Source organism: Catenulispora rubra (genome assembly GCF_015356825.1).
Taxonomy (GTDB): Bacteria; Actinomycetota; Actinomycetes; order Streptomycetales; family Catenulisporaceae; genus Catenulispora; species Catenulispora rubra.
Genome location: NZ_JAACYW010000003.1, coordinates 1 through 19454 on the forward strand (window position 1 = coordinate 1; position 19454 = coordinate 19454).

General features: G+C 67.4%; 14 protein-coding genes. 6 read left to right on the forward strand and 8 right to left on the reverse strand.

Features of this window, described 5'->3' with window-relative positions:
• On the forward strand, positions 1 to 124 hold a 124-nt coding region (locus tag GWK61_RS02035; RefSeq protein WP_194904277.1), incomplete at its 5' end, for an RICIN domain-containing protein.
• 538 nt (positions 125 to 662) lie between these two features.
• On the forward strand, positions 663 to 2774 hold the full coding sequence (locus tag GWK61_RS02040; protein ID WP_194904279.1) for a glycoside hydrolase family 2 protein: 2112 nt from the start codon (positions 663 to 665) through the stop codon (positions 2772 to 2774).
• Positions 2775 to 2817: 43 nt separating this feature from the next.
• Here the strand turns inward: GWK61_RS02040 and GWK61_RS02045 are convergent, their stop codons facing one another.
• Positions 2818 to 3294, reverse strand: a complete 477-nt coding sequence (locus GWK61_RS02045; RefSeq protein WP_194904281.1) for a MarR family winged helix-turn-helix transcriptional regulator — start codon at positions 3292 to 3294, stop codon at positions 2818 to 2820.
• An 89-nt stretch (positions 3295 to 3383) separates the two neighbouring features.
• Between GWK61_RS02045 and GWK61_RS02050 the strand changes: the two genes are divergently transcribed.
• Both GWK61_RS02050 and GWK61_RS02055 read left to right on the forward strand, forming a co-directional pair.
• Positions 3384 to 4073, forward strand: coding sequence for an NAD(P)H-dependent oxidoreductase (locus tag GWK61_RS02050; protein WP_194904282.1), 690 nt, complete (start codon positions 3384 to 3386; stop codon positions 4071 to 4073).
• 938 nt (positions 4074 to 5011) lie between these two features.
• Positions 5012 to 7150 carry an alpha-glucuronidase family glycosyl hydrolase gene (locus tag GWK61_RS02055; RefSeq protein ID WP_194904284.1) on the forward strand — a complete coding sequence of 713 codons (2139 nt, stop codon included), beginning with the start codon at positions 5012 to 5014 and terminating at the stop codon, positions 7148 to 7150.
• A gap of 284 nt (positions 7151 to 7434) precedes the next feature.
• Here the strand turns inward: GWK61_RS02055 and GWK61_RS02060 are convergent, their stop codons facing one another.
• From GWK61_RS02060 to GWK61_RS02080, 5 genes are read right to left on the reverse strand one after another with little or no spacing between them, the layout of a single operon-like run.
• A complete protein-coding gene (locus GWK61_RS02060) occupies positions 7435 to 8244 on the reverse strand; it encodes an NAD-dependent epimerase/dehydratase family protein (RefSeq protein WP_323747373.1) in 810 nt (269 codons plus the stop codon).
• The gene (locus GWK61_RS02065; protein ID WP_323747374.1) at positions 8237 to 9787 is read right to left on the reverse strand and encodes an aldehyde dehydrogenase family protein; all 1551 of its coding nucleotides are present in this window, start codon (positions 9785 to 9787) and stop codon (positions 8237 to 8239) included. The genes GWK61_RS02060 and GWK61_RS02065 overlap by 8 nt, the downstream gene beginning before the upstream one ends.
• Positions 9777 to 10997, reverse strand: coding sequence for a hypothetical protein (locus tag GWK61_RS02070; RefSeq protein ID WP_194904288.1), 1221 nt, complete (start codon positions 10995 to 10997; stop codon positions 9777 to 9779). The genes GWK61_RS02065 and GWK61_RS02070 overlap by 11 nt, the downstream gene beginning before the upstream one ends.
• 1 nt (position 10998) lies before the next feature.
• Positions 10999 to 12300, reverse strand: a complete 1302-nt coding sequence (locus tag GWK61_RS02075) for a glucarate dehydratase family protein (protein WP_194904290.1) — start codon at positions 12298 to 12300, stop codon at positions 10999 to 11001.
• Positions 12300 to 13289, reverse strand: coding sequence for a 5-dehydro-4-deoxyglucarate dehydratase (locus GWK61_RS02080; RefSeq protein ID WP_194904292.1), 990 nt, complete (start codon positions 13287 to 13289; stop codon positions 12300 to 12302). The genes GWK61_RS02075 and GWK61_RS02080 overlap by 1 nt, the downstream gene beginning before the upstream one ends.
• A 224-nt stretch (positions 13290 to 13513) precedes the next feature.
• On the opposite strand from GWK61_RS02080, the gene GWK61_RS02085 reads away from it, so the two are divergent.
• Both GWK61_RS02085 and GWK61_RS02090 read left to right on the forward strand, forming a co-directional pair.
• A complete protein-coding gene (locus GWK61_RS02085) occupies positions 13514 to 14551 on the forward strand; it encodes a LacI family DNA-binding transcriptional regulator (RefSeq protein ID WP_194904294.1) in 1038 nt (345 codons plus the stop codon).
• A 119-nt stretch (positions 14552 to 14670) separates the two neighbouring features.
• Positions 14671 to 15531 (forward strand): MBL fold metallo-hydrolase, encoded by an 861-nt coding sequence (locus tag GWK61_RS02090; protein ID WP_194904296.1) that lies wholly within the window; start codon positions 14671 to 14673, stop codon positions 15529 to 15531.
• 162 nt (positions 15532 to 15693) lie between these two features.
• Here GWK61_RS02090 and GWK61_RS58285 read toward each other — a convergent pair whose 3' ends face one another.
• The gene (locus GWK61_RS58285; RefSeq protein ID WP_194904298.1) at positions 15694 to 18162 is read right to left on the reverse strand and encodes a ricin-type beta-trefoil lectin domain protein; all 2469 of its coding nucleotides are present in this window, start codon (positions 18160 to 18162) and stop codon (positions 15694 to 15696) included.
• 128 nt (positions 18163 to 18290) lie between these two features.
• Positions 18291 to 18758 carry a hypothetical protein gene (locus GWK61_RS02100; RefSeq protein WP_194904299.1) on the reverse strand — a complete coding sequence of 156 codons (468 nt, stop codon included), beginning with the start codon at positions 18756 to 18758 and terminating at the stop codon, positions 18291 to 18293.
• Positions 18759 to 19454 lie beyond the last annotated feature (696 nt).

Genomic DNA, 19454 nt, shown 5'->3' on the forward strand with positions numbered 1-19454 from the left:
CACACTCAAAAGCAGCCAATCAGGACGCTGCCTGGACGACCCCGCATCCAACACCACCAACGGCACCCAACTGGAAATCTGGGACTGCAACAGCGGCACCAACCAGAAATGGACCCTGCCCTAGCACGCTTCAAGCGCGTTCCGCGGTGACGGACCGCCTGGCGCTCGGCTTGAGGGACCGAGCGCCAGGCTCCGGCGCCGCAATTGGCGCGACCCCTATTGGTGCCGTGCGACATGTTTCATGACGAAGGCGTGAAACATTCCTTTGGCGCGCCGTGCAGTTGTGGCACTGCTGACGACAAACAGCAACACAGATGAAACACCCGGATATTTGCACGCGTCAAGAAGATCGGCGGATCCTGCAACAGACTTGCCATCTCTGACCGTGACCAGCAGGAGTCGGCAGCGGACTGGGGCGGGCCCAGTCTGGTACACGACAAGTTGGCCAATGTCGTTGTGCGGGTTGGGATTTCCACTCGACACCTTGCGAAGTACCTCGATGCGGATTACGTTCTCGGCGACGACAAAAGGCACAGTCGGCCCTTCACGCAACGCAGTAATTCCTTTGGGGCCACCGCCGTACGTGCCTCGGCTCCCGCCACTCGCGAAGCAGCGCCAGGCCGCAGATCTCGTCGTGCCCAGCCATCGATCGGAGGCACCACATGCCCGTCACCCGACGCAGAATCCTTCAGACCGCGCTCACGGCAGCCGCAGTACCCGCCACCGGACTGTCCGTCGCGACGTCGACCGCCCGAGCGGCCACGTCCACTTACACCCCGCCTTCGCCTCGTCAGAGCTTCAGCCTGGACAGCGACTGGCGCTTCGTCCGCACCGATGTGGCCGGCGCTCAGGCCACCGCGTTCGACGACTCCGCCTGGACGCCGATCAGCGTGCCACACACCTGGAACGCGCTGGACGGCCAGGACGGCGGTAACGACTACTACCGCGGTATCGGCTGGTACCGCCGGCACTTCACTGCCCCGACCGCGCTGGCCGGCAAGAAGCTGTGGCTGCAGTTCGACGGCGCGAACACGGTCGCCGACGTCTGGGTCAACGGCGTCCACCTCGGCCAGCACCAGGGCGGCTACGCCCGTTTCCGGTTCGACGCCACCTCCGCCCTCAAGCTCGGCGTGGACAACGTGGTCGCGGTGAAGGTGAACAACGCCCACAACGCGGACATCGCGCCGCTGTCGGCCGACTTCACGTTCTGCGGTGGCATGTACCGCGACGTCAGCCTTGTGGTGACGGACCCACTCACGATCCGGATGCTGGACTATGCCAGTGACAGCGTCTACGTGCGGCAGCGCTCGGTGTCCACGAGCAGCGCCACGGTGGACGTGGAGACCAAGTACTGGAACAACTCCGGCAGCACACGGCACGTGCAAGTCCGCACCGTCATCACCGATGCCGGCGGCGCGGTAGTCGCCGACACCACCAGCGGGGTGCGCACCGTGGCCGCGGCCGGCGGCGACGAGGTGACTCAGACGGTGACGCTGGCCAACCCTCGGCTGTGGCGCGGACGCGCCGACCCCTACCTCTACACGACCACCGTGGAAATCCACGACGCCGACTCGGGCACCGTCGTGGACGCGGTCGCTGTCCCCCTGGGGCTGCGCTCGTTCAGCCTGGATGCGAACGCCGGCTTCAGTCTCAACGGCGCCCACCTGAGGCTGCACGGCGTGAACCGGCACCAGGACCGGCTGAACATGGGCTGGGCCGTCAGCCCCGCCGACCACGTCCAGGACTTCGACCTGATGGACGAGATGGGCGTCAACGCCCTGCGCACCGCGCACTACCAGCAGGCCCAACAGGTCTACAGCCTGGCCGACCAGCGCGGCTACGTGATCTGGGTCGAGATCCCCTTGGTCAACGCCATCACCAACAGCACCACCTTCACCGCCAACGCCCAGCAGCAACTACGGGAACTGATCCGCCAGAACTTCAACCACCCCTCGATCATGTTCTGGAGCATCGGCAACGAGCAGGGCTCCAACGACACCGCGACCAACACCCTGCTCGACACCCTCGCCCACCTCGCCGCCACTGAGGACCCGGGCCGGATCTCGACCTACGCCCAGGCCGGCGGCGGCTCGGACACCCGGGTCACGCACACCCAGACCGCCGGGTTCAACGTCTACAACGGTTGGTACGGCGGCGTCATCACCGACTTCGGCCCTTGGGCCGACAAACTGCACGCCAGCGAGCCTGCGCGCACCATCGCTGTGAGCGAATACGGCGCCGGCGCCAGCATCTACCAGCACCAGGACAACCCGCCGATTCCGGTCGCCGGCTCCACCTGGCACCCGGAGGAGTATCAGGCTCTGCTGCACGAGGGGACCTGGAAGCAGATCCAGGCCCGGCCCTACCTGTGGGGCACCTTCGTGTGGAACATGTTCGACTTCGCCTCCGACGGCCGCCACGAAGGCGACACCCCGGGCCGCAACGACAAGGGCATGGTCACCTACGACCGCGCCGTCCGCAAAGACGCCTTCTACTGGTACAAAGCCAACTGGACCACCACCCCGTTCGTCTACATCACCAGCCGCCGCTTCACCAACCGCACCAGCGCAACGACCACCGTGAAGGTCTACGGCAACGTCGATGCCGCCACGCTCACACTCAACGGCGTATCACAGGGCACCGTCACGTCCGGCGACCACATCTACAACTGGCCGGTCACCCTCGCGCCCGGGTCCAACATCGTCACCGTGACCGGCACCCGCGGCGGACTCACTTATACGGACAGCGTGACCTGGACCTATACAAGCTCATAAGGCTTGACCGCGATTGCCCGGTGAGGGCCCTCGGGGCCATCGGCTACTGGCGGGGCGGGACGTCAGGTGCTGTGGGGTCCAGCGCGTCGTTCACGGCCGCCAGGACGCGGAGCGCGGCGTGCATGTCGTGGGGGTCGGCCGGCGGCAGGACGGCTGCACGCGCCTGGTGAAACGCGGTGTCGCCGCGTCGTACGAGTTCGGTGCCTGCCGTGGTGAGGGTGAGGGTGTTCTCGCGGCGGCTGTGCGGGGACGGCTGGACTTCCATCAGGCCGGCGGACACCGCGTTGTCGATCTGGCGGCTGACGGTGCCTTTGGTCAGGCCGAGTCGGTCGGCGACCTGTTGCTGGTTCATCGGCCCGGGGCGAGCGTCGACCACGGACAGGACGAGGAACTGGGCCAGGGAGATACCCAGCTCCCGCTGGAACAGCGCCTCCCCGGCGCGGTCCATCAGGCCTGCCACGCGGCGGGTCAGGTACCAGAGCGTGGCCAGGTCGTCCGGCATCGGCGGCGCGGTGTCCATGGTGCCCAGGGTACTCGCTCGTTTGACAGGCAACAGTTTGAAGTGCAACCGTTGCATGGGAAACTATTTCCACTCGACGGGAGCACCGCATGCGGGTCCTGCTAATCCTCGACCACCCCTACACGCTCGCCTCGGCCGAAAACGTCCCGCACCGCCGCAGCTTCACCGCCGCCGTGGCAGCCGCAGCCATCCGCGGAGCTACTGCCGCCGGGCACCAGGTCGACCTGATCGACCTGGCCGCCGACGGGTTCTCCCCGGCGATGACCGCGGCAGATCTGGCTGCCTGGCGGGCCGCCGGCACCGTCGACCCGCAGGTGCGCGACTACCAGCGCCGCTTGTTGACCGCCGACCACCTGGTGTTCGCGTTCCCCGTGTGGTGGGAAGCGATGCCCGCGGCCACAAAGGGATTCCTGGACCGCGTACTCACCAAGGGCGTGGTCTTCGCCGAACTGCCCGACGCCAAAGGCAACCCGTTCGGCAACCTGATGCCCCGGCTGCAGGCCGTCACCGTCCTGTCTGTCATGACCACCCCGGACAAGGCCTACCGCTGGTGGTACCGCGATCCCCTGACGAAGATCCTGTTCAAGGGCACCTTCGGCAAAATCGGCATCAGAGACCTGCGGTGGATCAACTTCGACCGCGTCACCGGCATAACCCCTGAACAGCGCGACCGCATGCTCCACGACACCGAGACCCGGTTCACCGCTCTCGCCCCGACACGGGCCGTCCCACATCCCGAACCGCCCGGCCGGCAGGGCGCCACGCCTGACCACCGTTGAAACGGACGACGTCCGGCCATGACCAACGACGCGACCCGACACACCAGCAGCCGTAACATCCGCAGGGCGAGGCTCAGCCGGTGGCGGAACATCGCGCCCTGAACGCGCAGCCGGCTGCGAAACGCCGAACAGCTGCGCCGACGTGGCCAGGCCTGTCGACAGCACCCTGATGTCGACACCCGGGATCGGCCCGGTCATGGCCGCCCGGCTGATCGTCCCGCACCGAGAACATCGACCGGTCCTCCACCGCGGCAGCCTAGGCGAACTACTTCGGCACCGCACCGATCGAAGCCGCCGACGCGGACAAGTCACGCCCACCGCCTCTCACACAAAGGCGACCCCACGACCCGGACCACATGACAGGCACAAATGCACCCCGGGCTCAGAGTGAGGAGCAACCCCGGAGCGGTTCACCAGGGCGCGGCTGGCTTCGCCAGTTACCGCGAGGCCCAGATCACGGTGTTCGGATCCGCCGACCGCCACAACACCTGCAGACGCTCCCGTCTAAGACAGAACTCTCCGATCGCCTACGAGAACACCTTGATCGAGAAGTCGGCTGAACCCCTGTCCGATGTTCGAGATCAAGGCCCGTTGAACGTCATCCTCGCGAAGCGCGCGTATTTGGCAAACCCGCGTCCATTGTTGCCATGCAGCCTTGACGCCTTCCGCGCAACAACTTTACGATCCCCTCACGATTCAGACATGTTACAGGCAAGTCACATGCTGAATCTGACGACGTTTCGGCGAGGCCGCCCAGACGCAGTGGACGCCTTGCGGGGTGCGCGGCCCGGATTGCAGGCGCCCAGTCTGGGCCGCAGGCAGGCGGCTTGCAAGAGCCTGCGCGATTTCCTCGACCGAATACGCTGCCGACGCATTCTGCGTTCCGATCAGATGTCGTCACAAAGTCTCAGCACCACTACACTCAATGAGGGGTAGAAATGAGCCGGATATCACGCCGAGGCCTGCTGCAAACTGTGGGCGTTGTCGCCCTTGCCGGCGGCACCGTCGGCGTATCCACTTCGGTCGGTAACGCTGCTCCGATCGGCAAAGCTGCCGCGGGCAACCCGCCCCCCGATGAGGACGGCCACGAACTATGGCTGCGCTACCGGCTCATCAGTGACCAGACACTGCTGAGCGCCTACCGCAGTGCCGTGTCGTACCTGGTTGTCGAGGCAGCCGGCGCCATGGTTCGGTCCGCCGCGGAGGAACTGACCTCCGGCCTGCGGAGCCTGCTCGGACAGGCGATCCGTACCGAAGGGAGTGTGACCGGGCCCGGCGCGGTGGTCCTGGGAACCCTGGCCGCCTCTCCCGTCGTCGCCCGTACCTTCCAATCGGACAAACTGAAGTCGCTGGGAGACGAGGGTTTCGCCATCCGCACCACCGGCTACGGGCCCGGGAGGGTCACGGTGATCGCCAGCACCGGAGCCGCCGGAGTGCTCTACGGCGCGTTCGCGTTCCTGCGCCTGCTCCAGACCGGCAGCGCCATCGATCATCTCGACATCGCCGAGTCTCCCGCCAACCCGGTCCGCATGCTCGACCACTGGGACAACCTCGATGGGAGCGTCGAGCGCGGCTACGGCGGCCAGTCCATATTCTGGTCCAACGGCACCTGCGTGACGACCCCGAGCCGGCATCAGGCCTACGCCCGCGCCGCAGCTTCGATCGGCATCAACGCCGTGTGCGTCACCAATGTCAACGCGAACCGGTCGGCCAACAAGAAGCTCCTCGACTCCGCCCGCGACGCCGACCTCGTCAAACTCGCCGACCGGTTGCGTCCTTACGGCATCCGCCTGTTCATCAGCCCGAGCTTCGCCAGCCCGATGACGGTCGGCGGACTTCCGACCGCCGACCCTGTCAACCATGCGGTGCGAGCATGGTGGGCAAAGACGGCCGACCGGCTCTACGCCGCCATCCCCGACTTCGGCGGATTCCTCATCAAAGCCGACTCCGAAGGCGAGCCGGGGCCCGTGACCTATGGCCGCACCCACGCCCAGGGCGCCAACATGATCGCCGCCGCCCTCAACAACCACGGGGGTCTGGTCTTCTGGCGGGCCTTCGTGTACGGCGTCGGCGATCCCGACCGGGCCAAGGAGTCCTACGAACTCTTCACGCCGCTCGACGGGTCCTTCGCCTCCAACGTCATCGTGCAGATCAAGAACGGTCCCGTCGACTTCCAGGTGCGCGAACCGATCCACCCGCTCTTCGGAGCGATGCCGCACACCAATCTGACCTGCGAACTGGAGATCACCCAGGAGTACACCGGCCAGTCCACCGACCTGTGCTACCTGGTACCGCAGTGGAAGACGTACCTGGACACGCCCGTCACCGACGACGGCACCCGCTTGAGGGACCTGCTCTCGCGCTACCGGCACGGCGGGTTCGCCGGAGTCGCAGGCTTCGGCGACGACGCCGACTGGACCGGCCACCACCTGGCGGCCGCGAACGCCTACGGGTTCGGACGACTCGCCTGGGACCCCGGTCTGGACGAGAGCGTCATCACCGAGGAATGGATCCGGCCAACCTTCGGCACGGACCCCGTCGTCGTGGAGACCATCACCACACTGCTGCGTACGTCGTGGCCCACGTACGAGGACTACACATCCCCGCTGGGATTGGGAATGCTCTGCAATCAGGGCGACCACTTCTATCCCGAACCGCGGGTCCGTGCCTCGACCACCCACGCGGACGCACATGGTGTCGGCTACGACCGCACCCGGGCAACCGGCTCCGGATACAGCCACGAGTACGCCCCGGGCATCGCGACGATCTTCGAAGAGATCACGACCACGCCGGAGAACCTGCTGCTGTTCTTCCACCACGTGCCGTACACCTATCGCCTGAAGTCCGGGAAGACGGTCATCCAGCACATCTACGACACCCACTACGACGGTGCGGCTCGCGTCGTGCTGTACTCCCAGGCCTGGGCCCGGCTGGAGGGACACATCGACCAGCGACGCTTCCACGAGGTGGCGCAGAAGTTCGCTGGCCAGATCACCCATTCGGCGCTGTGGCGCGACTCGATCGTCGGCTACTTCAACAAACTCTCCGGCATCGCCGACACGGTCAAGCGCCGGTAGCCGCGCCAGTCGATAACGAACGCGGCGTTCCCCTTCGCGGTCCGGCGTGCAACGCCTGCATTCGGTCGCGCTGGGAGCCGGTTCGGGCTCTGGTAACCGTGCGGCACGGGAACGGTCCCCTTCCTCCCTGCGGAATCGGACGAGGTTTTGTGCCTGGTCGGCTTCTCCACCACGCCAGCTCCGGACCTGAGATGGCAAAGCCCGGCGCGCGCCGCGGACCCGGGGCCCACCGCCTGGTGGAGCCCCGGGACCCCAGCCGGCACGACAGCCCGGACCAGAACGGATCAGTCGGGCCTGCGCACCGTGAAGTCGCCGCCGAGAAACACCGCCTCCGGGTCGTCCGGAAGCTGCGGCGCCAGCCCGGCCAGCAGCTCGGCGGCATGGACCTCGGAGTCGTCCTTCGGCTCGAAGCCCAGGCGGCGCGCGGGGGCGAGGTCCCACCAGGCGCGGGTGTTCGCGGAGACGCCGTAGACGATCTCGTACTTGAAATCCGCGACGAGGAGGGCGTTGAACAGCCGTACAGCGTCGCCCGGACTGAGCCAGGTGGCGAGCATCCGCCGGGTGAACGGCTGCGCGTAGCACGCACCGATCCGGACACAGGCCACCGACATGTCGTGGCGGTCCGCGTAGAACGAGCCGAGCGCCTCGCCGAAGATTTTGCTGACTCCGTAGTACGTATCGGGACGGGGACGGACGTCCACGCTGACGTCCTCGTCGACGAAATCGGCTCGCCGGTGGTAGCCGACGGCATGGTTGCTGCTCGCGTAGACCACACGCCTGACACCGGCACGGCGTGCGGCCTCGAAGACCTCGTAGGTGCCGAAGATGTTCACGTGCAGGATCTTCGGGAACCGGGCCTCGACCGGGATGCCCGCGAGATGAATCACCGCGTCGACGCCTGCCATGGCTTCGTCCAGAGCGGCGGCGTCCGTGATGTCGCCGACGATCCAGTCCTCGCCCGGCTCACTCGGCGCGGCCAGGTCGAACCCGCGGATCGTCCAGCCCAGATCGGCCAGGCCATCGCGCACGAGGGCACCCACGCCGCCGGCGATACCCGTGATCAGCACCGTCTTCGACGGGGAATGCTCAGTCACTGACAACCAACTTTCCGTTGATCCGCCGAGGGACTCCCAGCGGGTTGTCCTCTTGAAGTTCCGCCGGCAGCGAGGCGGCCGGGGCATCCTGCCAGCAGACCGTTCTGGTCCAGCGGCGGATCGCGGCAGCGCCGACCGAGGTCGCCGTCGAGGTCGACGAAGGGTACGGGCCGCCGTGGTGCATCGCCCACGTGACCGCCACACCTGTCGGATAGCCGTTCCACACGACCCGGCCGGACCGCGCCGCGAGTACCACGGCGACGCGATGGGCCATCGAGTCCGGGCCGTGTTCGTTCGAGCCACTGTGGACCGTTCCGGTGAGTGAGCCCGGGACGAGTGACAGCACCGCGGTCAGCTCCGCTTCGTCGGCGTATTCGACCACGATGACCACCGGACCGAAGTCCTCCTCCAGCAGAAGCGCCAGCCGCTCCTCGTCGATGATGTCCATGGCTTTGGTGAACATGACGCGGGGCGAGGCGGCATCGTCGCCGACACCCCGCGCGACGACCGAGACACCGGGCAGAGCCATCCTGGCCTCAAGCCCCGCCACGAATGCCTGGCGGATGCCGGATGTGAGCATGACCGGTGCGGGAAGCGGCGCCACGGACGCAGCGAGCGCCGCACGCAAGCGATCACCATCGGCACCGGCGGGAACGAGGACCAGACCCGGCTTGGTGCAGAACTGGCCACCACCGAGCGTGAACGACGCGGCGAGTCCCGCGCCGATCGCTCCGGCCCGCTCCAGGGCTGCGATCGGCGTGACGACCAGCGGGTTGACCGAGCCCAGCTCGCCGAAGAACGGGATCGGGTCGGCGCGCGCGGCGGCCGCGTCGAACAGCGCTCGCCCGCCGACAGTCGATCCGGTGAAGCCGACCGCTCGCACGAGCGGATCCCGTACCAGTTCGAGCCCTGCGGCAAGTCCGTGGACCATGCCGACGACATGGGCGGAGAGCCCGGACCGCGTCGCGGCTTCCCGCAAGGCGACCAGGCATCGCTGCGAGGTCGCCGGATGTCCGGGATGAGCCTTGACGATGACCGGGCAGCCGGCGGCGAGCGCGCTGGCCGTGTCGCCGCCGGCGACGGAGAAGGCGAGCGGGAAGTTGGAGGCCGCGAACACGGCGACCGGTCCGAGCGGAACCTGGCTTCGGCGGACGTCGGGCCGAGGTGCGGGCGCCGCCGCCGGATCGGCGTGGTCGATCGTCGCGTCGAGCCATGCGCCGTCCTCGGCGACCTCGGCCATGAATCGCAGTTGGAAGGTCGTGCGGGCCATCTCGGCACGGAGCCTGGACTCACCCAGCGCCGTCTCTCGGTCGGCCAAGGCGACGATCTCCTCGGCATCCTCCTCCAGCCGGTCGGCCGCGGTCCGCAAGAACCTCGCGCGCCCTGCCAGGCCTGCGGCTTGGAGCTGGGGGCCGGTACTCGCGGCGGCGCGGACGACGGCGCGCAGCTCCTGCGCCGTCGTGACGGACCCGACACGTTCGACGCGTCCGCCGGTGCGCGCGTCGACGGACCAGATATCAGTGTTCTCCGGATCAGAGCTCACGATGTGCCTCGGCGATCAGGGCTCGGATGAGATCGAGATCGCCGGATCCGGCGAGCCCGGCGTGGTATATCCGGACGCCGGAAGCACCCGCCGAACGCACGGCATCCAGCGTTGCCAGTGCGCCTTCCGCGGTGGCGCCCCAGCCTCCGACACCCTGCAGGCCGGCGAAGACGCGCAAGCCGGTTCGCGCCGCATCTGTGGTGAGGGAAACGGTCTGGGCCGCGCCATCCGGAGTCCCCCAGCACTTCACGACGACGCCGTCGGCCTCGGCCGGCAGTGCGGCCGGATCCAGGCCGGTGTTGGCGTCTGTTCGATACGGCTGCGGGCTTGCGTGGAAGGCCACGGAGAAATCGGGATCACCACGCCGGTCACGAACAGTCTTCGCGACCTCCGAGCGAAGCCGGTCCGCGATGCGCGCGCGCATCGCCAGTACGGGGAGTGCCAGATCCGGCCCGAGCGTCGTCTCTATCGCCTGGCTCGGACTCGCCTCGGGGTCGGGCCGACCGGCCGATCCGCTGAACCGTCCGTCCAGGGCCCCCGTGACGGTTTCCCTCAGGTACTTGAGATCAATACCCGCAAGCAGGTATTCCGCCCTGCAGAACTCGCAGAAGCACAGCGAGAACAGGAACTGCTCTGCTTCGTCCAGCGCTATCCCGGCCACCTTGTCGTGGGCGTGCAGGTGGTCGAAGCCATACCAGCCGCATGCTTCGAACTCGATTCCTGCGATGTCCTCCCGAGCTGCGACATCGGCGGCCAGGCGGACGGCGTAGTCGCGCATCAGTGGTCGCGCGGGGCACAACGCCCATTCGTATCGGTCTCCATAGGCGTTGACCACGGCGGCGCCGACGTCGGCTCCGGGCGGCGCGTCCCGGTGGTTGACCACGACCCAGGCGTGGGTCGACACCCCCGCCGCCGCGAGCGCTCTCGTGGCTGCCCCGAACGGGTCGGGGCCGTGGACCCAGGCCTGAGGCGCGGGCCGCAGGCCGGCCCCGGACCACAGGCGGGTGTCAGGCGGGAAATAGGCCGCGCTGTGGTCTGCGACGACGACGCGGTGCCGCGGATGTCTCGGAGTCAATGCCCTGGTGGCGTGGTAGACCGCGGCCAGTGTCACATGGTCGGCGCCGAGATCGGCGATCAGATTCGCTGCCTCAGGGTCGCCAACCACATCCCACGGATACAGGTACGCGCCGGCGTCGAAAGACCGCGCCATGTCAGAACCTCGGCCGGCGGCCGGTGAAATGCGGCTGGGCCAGGCGCATGTGCGCGAGGTCGTCGCGGCTGTGTATGCCGCATCGCTGGTACTGCTCGTGCAGTCGGGCCAGGGCGTCGCGGTCGATCTCCACGCCCAAGCCGGGGCCGGTGGGCACCCGCAACGCTCCGCCCGAGAAGTTCAGAACCCCGGGCTGGATCACTTCCTCGGTCTTCCAGGGGAAGTGTGTGTCGAGCGCATAGGTCAGGTTCGGCGTCGCGGCGGCCAGGTGGGTCATGGCGGCCAGGCTGATCCCGAGGTGGGTGTTCGAGTGCATCGACAGCCCCAGGCCGAAGGTGTCGCAGATGCCGGCCAGTCGCTGCGACTGGTGTAGACCGCCCCAGAAGTGGTGGTCAGACAGGATCACCTGCACCGCACCGAGGCGTACCGACTCGGGGATGTCGGCGAACGCGGTCACGCACATGTTGGTGGCCAACGGCAGCGAGGTCCGAGCCGCCACCTCGGCCATGCCCGAGATCCCTGGTGTCGGGTCCTCCAGATATTCGAGCTCGCCTTCCAACTCCTTGGCGACACGCAGGCTGGTCTGCACGGTCCAGTTCGCGTTGGGGTCCAGGCGCACCGGATGGTCCGGGAAGGCCGCTCGCAGTGCTTTGACAGCCTCGATCTCCTCCTCGGGGGCGAAGACTCCGCCCTTGAGTTTGAGCGAGCCGAAGCCGTAGGTGTCCACCATGCGGCGGGCCTGGGCGACGATCCCGTCTGGGTCGAGGGCGGTTCCCCAGTCATCGGGGGCGAAACTCGACGATCCCGCCGGATGCTCGGCCCACTTGTAGAACAGGTAGGCACTGAAGTCCACCGTGTCCCGGACGGCGCCGCCGAGCAGGTCGGCGACCGGTCGGCCCAAAGCCTTGCCCTGGATGTCCAAGAGCGCGACCTCGAAGGCTCCGACGACCTGCGCGACGGTCTTGTCGCGGCTGGCCGGGCCGATCAGCTCGGTGAAGCTGCTCGACACGACGTTCCCGAGCACCTCCGTGACCCGGCTGGTCAGACCGTGCAGGTCGAACACGTCCAGCCCGGGCAGCGCAGCGACGCCGACGGCCAGCAGGGCCAGGGTCGCGTCGTCGCCGTAGGCCTCGGATATACCGGTGATCCCGGCGGCGGTGTGCACCTCGATGATGGAACGCAGCTGGTAGGGCTGGTGGCATCCGGATGCGTTGAGCAGCGGCGGATCCTGGACCGCGACCGGGGTGACGGCTGTCGCCGTGACGACGAGCAGGTCGCCTGTGCGGCGATCGGAGCCGGGCATCAGGCGGCCACCACCACGCCGTGCTCGACCAGGACCCGGCGGCCGTCGGCAATGAGACCCGCCAGCTGCTCGACGTGGTCGGGGCGCGCCTCGGACAGTGGCGGCCGAACCGGCCCGACGTCCAACCCGTCGAGTCGGACGCCCGCCTTCACCAAGGACACGGCGTACCCGACGCCTTGGTTGCGGAGCTCGACCAGCGGCTTGTAGAACCGGTCGATCAGCTCCGCGGTGAGTACGGCGTCGTGGTTCCGGTACGCGCTGTAGAAGGCCATCGCGATGTCGGGTGCGAAGCAGAACGCCGCCGAGGAGTAGTTCGTGACACCGACGCCCGCGTAGGCGAGTTGCGACAGTTCAGCGGTCGGCAGGCCGTTGAGGAAATGCAGCGCGTCGTACCCGTGGCGTTGCCGGACGGCGCTGACGATGCGCTGCATGAGGTCGACGTCGCCCTTGCCCTCCTTGAATCCGACGATGTTCGGCACGCCGGCGAGCTCCGCTGCCGACTCGGGAGTGAAGATCGCGTTGTCACGCTGGTAGATGATGATGTCGAGACTGGTCGCCGCGGCCACGGCGGTGTAGTGGTCGCGCAGACCCGCCTGCGTCCCGTTGACCAGATACGGCGGCAACACCAGCAGTCCGTCGGCGCCGGCCGCCTCGGCGGCTGCGGCGTATCCCTTGGCGATCTCGACACCGTATCCGACGCCCGCGATCACCGGGACGCGCCCAGCGGCGGTCGCCACAGCGGTACGCACGACGTCGGTGTATTCGTCCAGTCTCAGGGTCCAGAATTCACCGGTGCCGCAGGCGGCGAAGACCGCGGCCGGACCGCCGATCGGCGTATCCCGCAGATCGACGCGGGAGGCGACGTGCGAGGCGAAGGCGTCGAGGTCGACACCTGCGGCTCGGCCGTCGTCGAGCCGATGGAATGGGGTGACGGGAAAGAAGAGCAAGCCGTCGAGACGGCTGACGAGTTCGGATCCAACGCTGGTCACAGTGCTCGACCTTTCTCTGTGTTCTGATAGCGGCGGCCGTTCGAGCGGGAAACGTCATGTGCGCAGCTCGGACCCCATGGCCACGGCGTCGCAGTCGCAGTCGGAGCGCCTCGCCCACGTCCGCCGGCTTTGTCGTGGGCCGCTGCTTCTGCTGGGAGTCAACCCGAGCGGCATCCGGGCGGCAATCGTTTGCCATCAGTTGCCATCAGAGGTTTCATGAACCTATGCGCAGCCACCCCGAGCCTGGTCAGGCCCGCCCGGTCACCATCAACGACATCGCCAGAGTGACCAATGTGGCCGCCTCGACCGTGTCCCGCGCGCTGAACAACCCGGGCCGGGTCAACCCGGCGACGCGCGAACGCATCCAGGCGGCCGCGCAGCAGCTCAACTACGTCCCGAACTCGCAGGCGCGCGCCCTGACCTCGGGCCGCACCGAGACTGTCGCGCTGCTCGTGTCGGACGTGACGAACCCCTTCTACTTCGGGATCATCCGCGGAACGCAGCGCGCCCTGAACGCTGCCGGATACGCACAGATGCTCATCGACATCGCGGAGAACGCGGGCGGGCTGGAAGTGGAGGTGCTGCACAAGATGCGCCGCTCGATGGACGGCGCGATAGTCGCCGGGTCCCGCCTGACCGACAAGGCGCTGAGCGCGCTGGCCGAGGAGATGCCGCTGGTGGCCATCAACCGCAACCTGCGGGACAACCCGGGCGTCATCATCGACACGCCCGGCGCCGTCCAACACGCCGTCGAACACCTTGCGTCGCTCGGCCACCGGCGGATCGCCTACGTCTCCGGTCCGTCCAACTCGTGGCCGAACGGCGCGCGCTGGCGCGCGATGGGCATCGCCGGCCGGCGGCTGGTGCTGCACGTCAGCATGGTCGGCCCGTTCTCGCCGGTCCAGGAGTCCGGCACGGCGGCCGCCGACGCGGTGCTCAACACCGGCGCCACCGCCTGCGTGGCCTACAACGACCTCCTCGCCATCGGCATGCTGAACCGGCTGCGCGAGCGCGGCGTCCGCGTACCCGACGAACTGAGTGTGGTCGGCTGCGACGACATCTTCGGCGCCGACTTCTGCAACCCGCCGCTGACCACCCTGACCGCGCCGATCGAGCGGGCCGGCGGCGTCGCGGCGTCGATGCTGCTGGCGCGGCTCAAAGCCACGACGACCTCGGCGCTTCACACCATCGTGCTGCCCACTCATCTCACCGTCCGCGATTCCACCGGACCGGTGCCGCGACCGACACGCGACATCGCTTGACCTCGGTCGCAGAGCGGTGGCGGGTCCGGAGGTCCCGGGGTGCAATGGGCTTGCGTCGGTGTGAGGCGCAGGACTGTCCCCACGAGACTGTCCCCGCGAGAAGGGAAGGCGATCGCGACATGTCGGAGTCCGCATCTTCGCTGCAGTACGACACGCTGTGTGTGCGTCGGCCGGGCCTCACCCGTGACCTCCCGCCGGGTAAGGACGAGCTCCAGTGGGTGGTCAACACCGCGACGCTGATCTTCGGTGAGCGTGACGCCGTGCTGGTGGACACCTTCCTCACCATCGAGCAGAACCAGCAGCTCGTCGACTGGGTCAAAGCCCACGACCGGAACCTGGCCTACATCTACCTCACGCACGGCCACGGCGACCACGCCTTCGGCGTCAAACAGCTCCTCGAAGCGTTTCCCGACGCCAAGGCCATTGCCAGCGCAGCGGTGGCGGCCAAGGCGAAGCTCGAGGGCACGCCGCCGTTCATCGACGACTTCTGGATCGCGCGTTTTCCGGGGCAGGTACCGCAACCGCAGGTGTTCCCCGAGGTCCTCGACGGCGACAGCTTCACCCTGGAGGGACATCCGCTCAAGGTCATCGAGACCGGCTTCACCGACACCGAGGGCAGCACGGCGCTGTGGGTGCCGGATCTGCGGCTGGTGGTGGCCGGGGACGTCGCTTACAACGGGATCCACCAGTACCTGGGCGAGACCAGCACGGAATCGCGGCAGGAATGGATGCAAGCCACCGACACACTCGCCGCCCTCGACCCGGAGTACGTCGTGGCCGGCCACAAGAACCCCGACCTGCCCGACGACCCGCAGATCCTCGCTGAGACCAAGCAGTACCTGGCGGACTTCAACCGGCTCGACGCCCAGACTGCGACGGCGACTGAACTCTACGAGGCCATGCTCACGCTTTACCCGGACCGCGCCAACCCCGGTTCGCTGTGGGGCGGAGCGAACCGGGCCAAGAAAACCGATCCTTAGGCCTGAGCTGCTGGCAACCGGCCCGCGGCAGACGGCGCCGGACAGGCGACGGAGCGGAAGCCAGACCCCTCCTACTAGTTCTGACTTCCGCCCCCTGCGTGACGCGGTCCCAGAGTGCTTAAGGACCGTCACTGCTCCCAAGCACCAGGTCAGCTGTGTCTCCTACTGCATGGCCCACTTCTGATAGGCGCCGCCGTTGCAGGTCTGGAGCGTGATCAGGGTGCCATTGGCGGCCTGCCCGTTCGGGACGCCCAGGCACAGTCCGGACGCCGCCGGTGTGGTGATCGTGCCGTCGGCGTGGAGGACCCACTGCTGATTGGTTCCGCCGGTGCAGCTCCAGATGCCGACCGGGCTACCACTCGTCTTCGCGCCGCCCAGGTCGTCCAGACACTTGAGGCTGGCACCGCTGTAGACCTGGATGGCATTGGAGTAGGTGTGCGTCCACGTCTGGTTGCCACCGCCACCGCAGGTCCAGATCTCGACCTGGGTGCCATTGGTGGTGCTGCCGCCCGGCACGTCCAGGCAGGTGCTCGACGCCGAGAGCACCAGCTCGCCGACTGTCGAGGGCGCCCCGACGCTGAGGGCGAGGTCGTCGCCGTAGCCGGGGGTGCTGTTGCCCGACGCGTTCCACGCATAGATGGTGGCGCTGGTATTGGTCGCGCCGGTGGTGAAGACGACAGTCTGGTCGGTGTAGGCAGTGGTGTTGGCGCATCCTCGGGCCTCGGCGCCGCCGAAGTTCTTCACGCCGATGTATTCACACTGACCCGCGGTCCCGCTCTTGGCCCAGCCGGTGAGGGTGTACGTGGTCTTCGGAGTCAGGCCGGTGATGGTCTGCTCGGCGCCGGCGTTCGGCGGGGTCTGCACGGCGTAGCTGCCCGAGTGGGCGTTGCCGGCCACGACCGTGGTGCCGCGATAGCAGTTCCAGCCGGTGCAGTCTCCGGACTCGAACCCGGCGTTCTGGATGACCTCCAGGCCGGTCGGCGCGTCGTAGGCACCGATGTTGTGCGTGCCGGTGGTGGTGACGGGGTTGCCGTAGAAGTCATGGCTGCCCATGTCGCAGCCGGTGATGCCGGCACACGCGTTGGTACCGGCACCGAACGCCGGCGAACCCGGCGTCAGGCTGTAGGCGAGCGTCGGCATGCCGACGCTGTCGTTGCCGGCGAGGTTGAGCTTGGGGTCGGCGGCCAGGGAGTGGCTGTCCTGTCCGCTGCCGGCCTGGTAGGCGGCCAGTCCGGTGTAGGCGGTGCCGTCGTAGGTGAACGTGGGCGTCCTGCCGCCGCTGACGTAGAACAGGTTGTTGTCGAGGGTCGCCGTGGAGGTGGCGTTCACCATCTCCGGCAGCGTGGAGTAGACGATGTTGTTCTTGATGACTGCGTGTGAGGGGGCGGGGTGGGCGCCCTGTGCGAGCCACGGGTGGCCGTCGCCCGGGCTGTGGTAAAAGGTGTTGCTATAGATGTTGGTGGTGGTAGGCGCGCTGGCGGCGCCGGCGGACACCAGCACATCGGGCATGGTTCCGCCCGAGTGCTGCTGGTTGTTGGCGCAGACGTTGTACCGGAAGGTGTTGTTGACGTCGTAGTTGCTGTCGATGGTCCCGATGCAGTAGCCGTCGCTGTCGTGGCCGTAGCTGTACTGCACGGTGTCGTTCTGGTTGCCGTCGTCGAACTCGAACGAGCCGCCGTCGAGACCGGTCGAGTGGTTGGCGTAGGACTCGTCGTACTCTTCGGTACAGCTGTGGCAGAACCACTGCCACAGCCCTGAAGGGGTGCTGTTGCTGCAGCCGGTGGCGTTGTTCAGCCAGCACTGCCCGGAGTCGTGGACGACGCTGTGGGTGACCAGTGCGTTGTTCATCGCGGTGAGCAGGATGCCGTCACCGTTGACGTTGTAGGCGGAGGAGTTCTCGATGGTGAACCCCGACCCGAAGGTCGCGTTCGACGGCGGAACGGGTGATCCCACTGGAAAGGCGCCCCAGTAGCCGCCCAGGAAGATTCCCTCCGACACCTTGCTGTCGTGCGCGGTCACGCTGTCGATCACGACGTCGCTGATCGTCTCGCCCGCGACGTTCGGGTAGATGTAGACCTCGCCGTCGAGGCCGCGATTCTTCTGGTCGAAGGTCGCGCCGTGCACGTTCAGGTTGGTCAGGTGGAAGTGATGCAGGCTCGCGGTTGCCGTGTTGCCGGTGATGTACACGCCGAAGTGCACTCCACCGACGATCTCCAGGTTGCTGATGTCCCAGAAGGACTGATCGTTCAGCTCCACAACAGCGTTGTCTGCGGACCCGTCATTGATGACCGGCAGCGCACCCGTGCCGTACGCGTCGATCGAGATCGCCGCGGCAGCCGAGCCCGACCCGGCCGGATGCAGTGCACCGCTACACGTCGTTCCCCGGGCGAACAGAATCTGATCCCCGGCGCCGTAGGTGACGGCGTTGACGGACGCCACGTTGTTCCACGGGCTGGCCTGCGTTCCGTTGCCGTTCGTACCCTGGGAGCAGTCCACGTAGTGCGCGGAGGCTGCGGCCTGCGCCGGGACCGCCGCGACGAACGTGAGATAGCCGACCGGGATCGCTAAGGCGGCGATCAAGCCCACGAGCCGCCGGCGCCATCGGGCGCCGACGCGGTGTCTGTGCGACATCTGTCACTCCTTTGACAAATCAGTGATTACGGAACCGCGGTGCGGATAGCGGCGCACGTTGATGGTCGAACTCTGCGATCACTGCCGAACGGTGAGCGGTTCGGTGGTCGGCGCTCGCTTCGCCAGCGTCAGGCGAGTTTGCCGGCGATGATCTGGGCGGCTTGGGCGGTCAGGACGTAGGAGTCCCAACGGGCCAGGACCGTGCCCTTGTCGTCGATGAGCAAGGTCGTCGGTGCGTTGGTCACTTGGTACTGACTGGCTCGAACGCGCCCGGGGTCGCCGGTCAGGCGGATATTCCCGAGCTGCCAGTCGTAGTAGGTGTTGGTCAAAGCGCTCGCGGTCGCGCCGCTCTCATCGACGATCTCCGCGGTCAGTCCCTTGGCGCCATACTGGGTCAGCAGACTTGTGATCTCGACAGCCTGGCTGCGCGAAGGGGTGGCCGCGGTGTCAGGCTGGGTGGCCAGGAACGCCACCAGGTGCACGTTGCCCGTCGGCGCCAGACGTCCCAGGACGTCGGTCGACGCCGCCGACTTGGTCGGGCCGGAGGCGGCGTCGTGGTGAGGCCACCAAAGCAGGCCGGCCACAGCGACCGCCACCGCGAACGCACACACCAAGACGATGAGGCTCTGAACGCGCCTTGCCGAAAATGCTGCGACGCCTGGCGAAGACGGTCGGCGCACGGTTCGCTCGGTTGAGCCTTGATAAGACACGTATCGCTCCTTCAACGGGTTGAAGGCATCGCTCACAGGAAGCGGTGCGATGTGGGACTTGATCGGTGAGCGACGTGCGACCCCGTGTTCCATTGACCGGTCTACGCTCCGTGGCGTCGAACGTTAACGGCAGATGTCGCTCTCGTCAACCATGACTGCGACGACCCGGAATCTGTGCCCTGACATGCAGGTCCTTCCGGCAGCAACAGCAAGGGCCACCAGGTCCGCAGCACCGCTCACCGATTCGCTGCGATCGGGACTATTGACGATTACAAAACCGAGGGGCTACGTTTCGTTTCACTTTTGTGGACCGGTCAACGTAGAGAGGGATTCCATGGCGCCGACGGCAGAGGTGGCCGCGCTTGCGGGGTCACCAGGCATGAGTCCGACCGCCGGCACATGGCTTCGACACCGGCCGGACGATCGGCCGGGACGCACGACCATCGCACCAGGGATCGCCGCGGTGGCCTCGCACCACCTCTTGTCCCACCACAACGCTCATCCAGTCGATCTCGGGTCCGCCGCACCTTCCGGTGCGGTGGATCTGCTGACCGGGCGTCCCTCTCATCTGGCCGGGGCAGG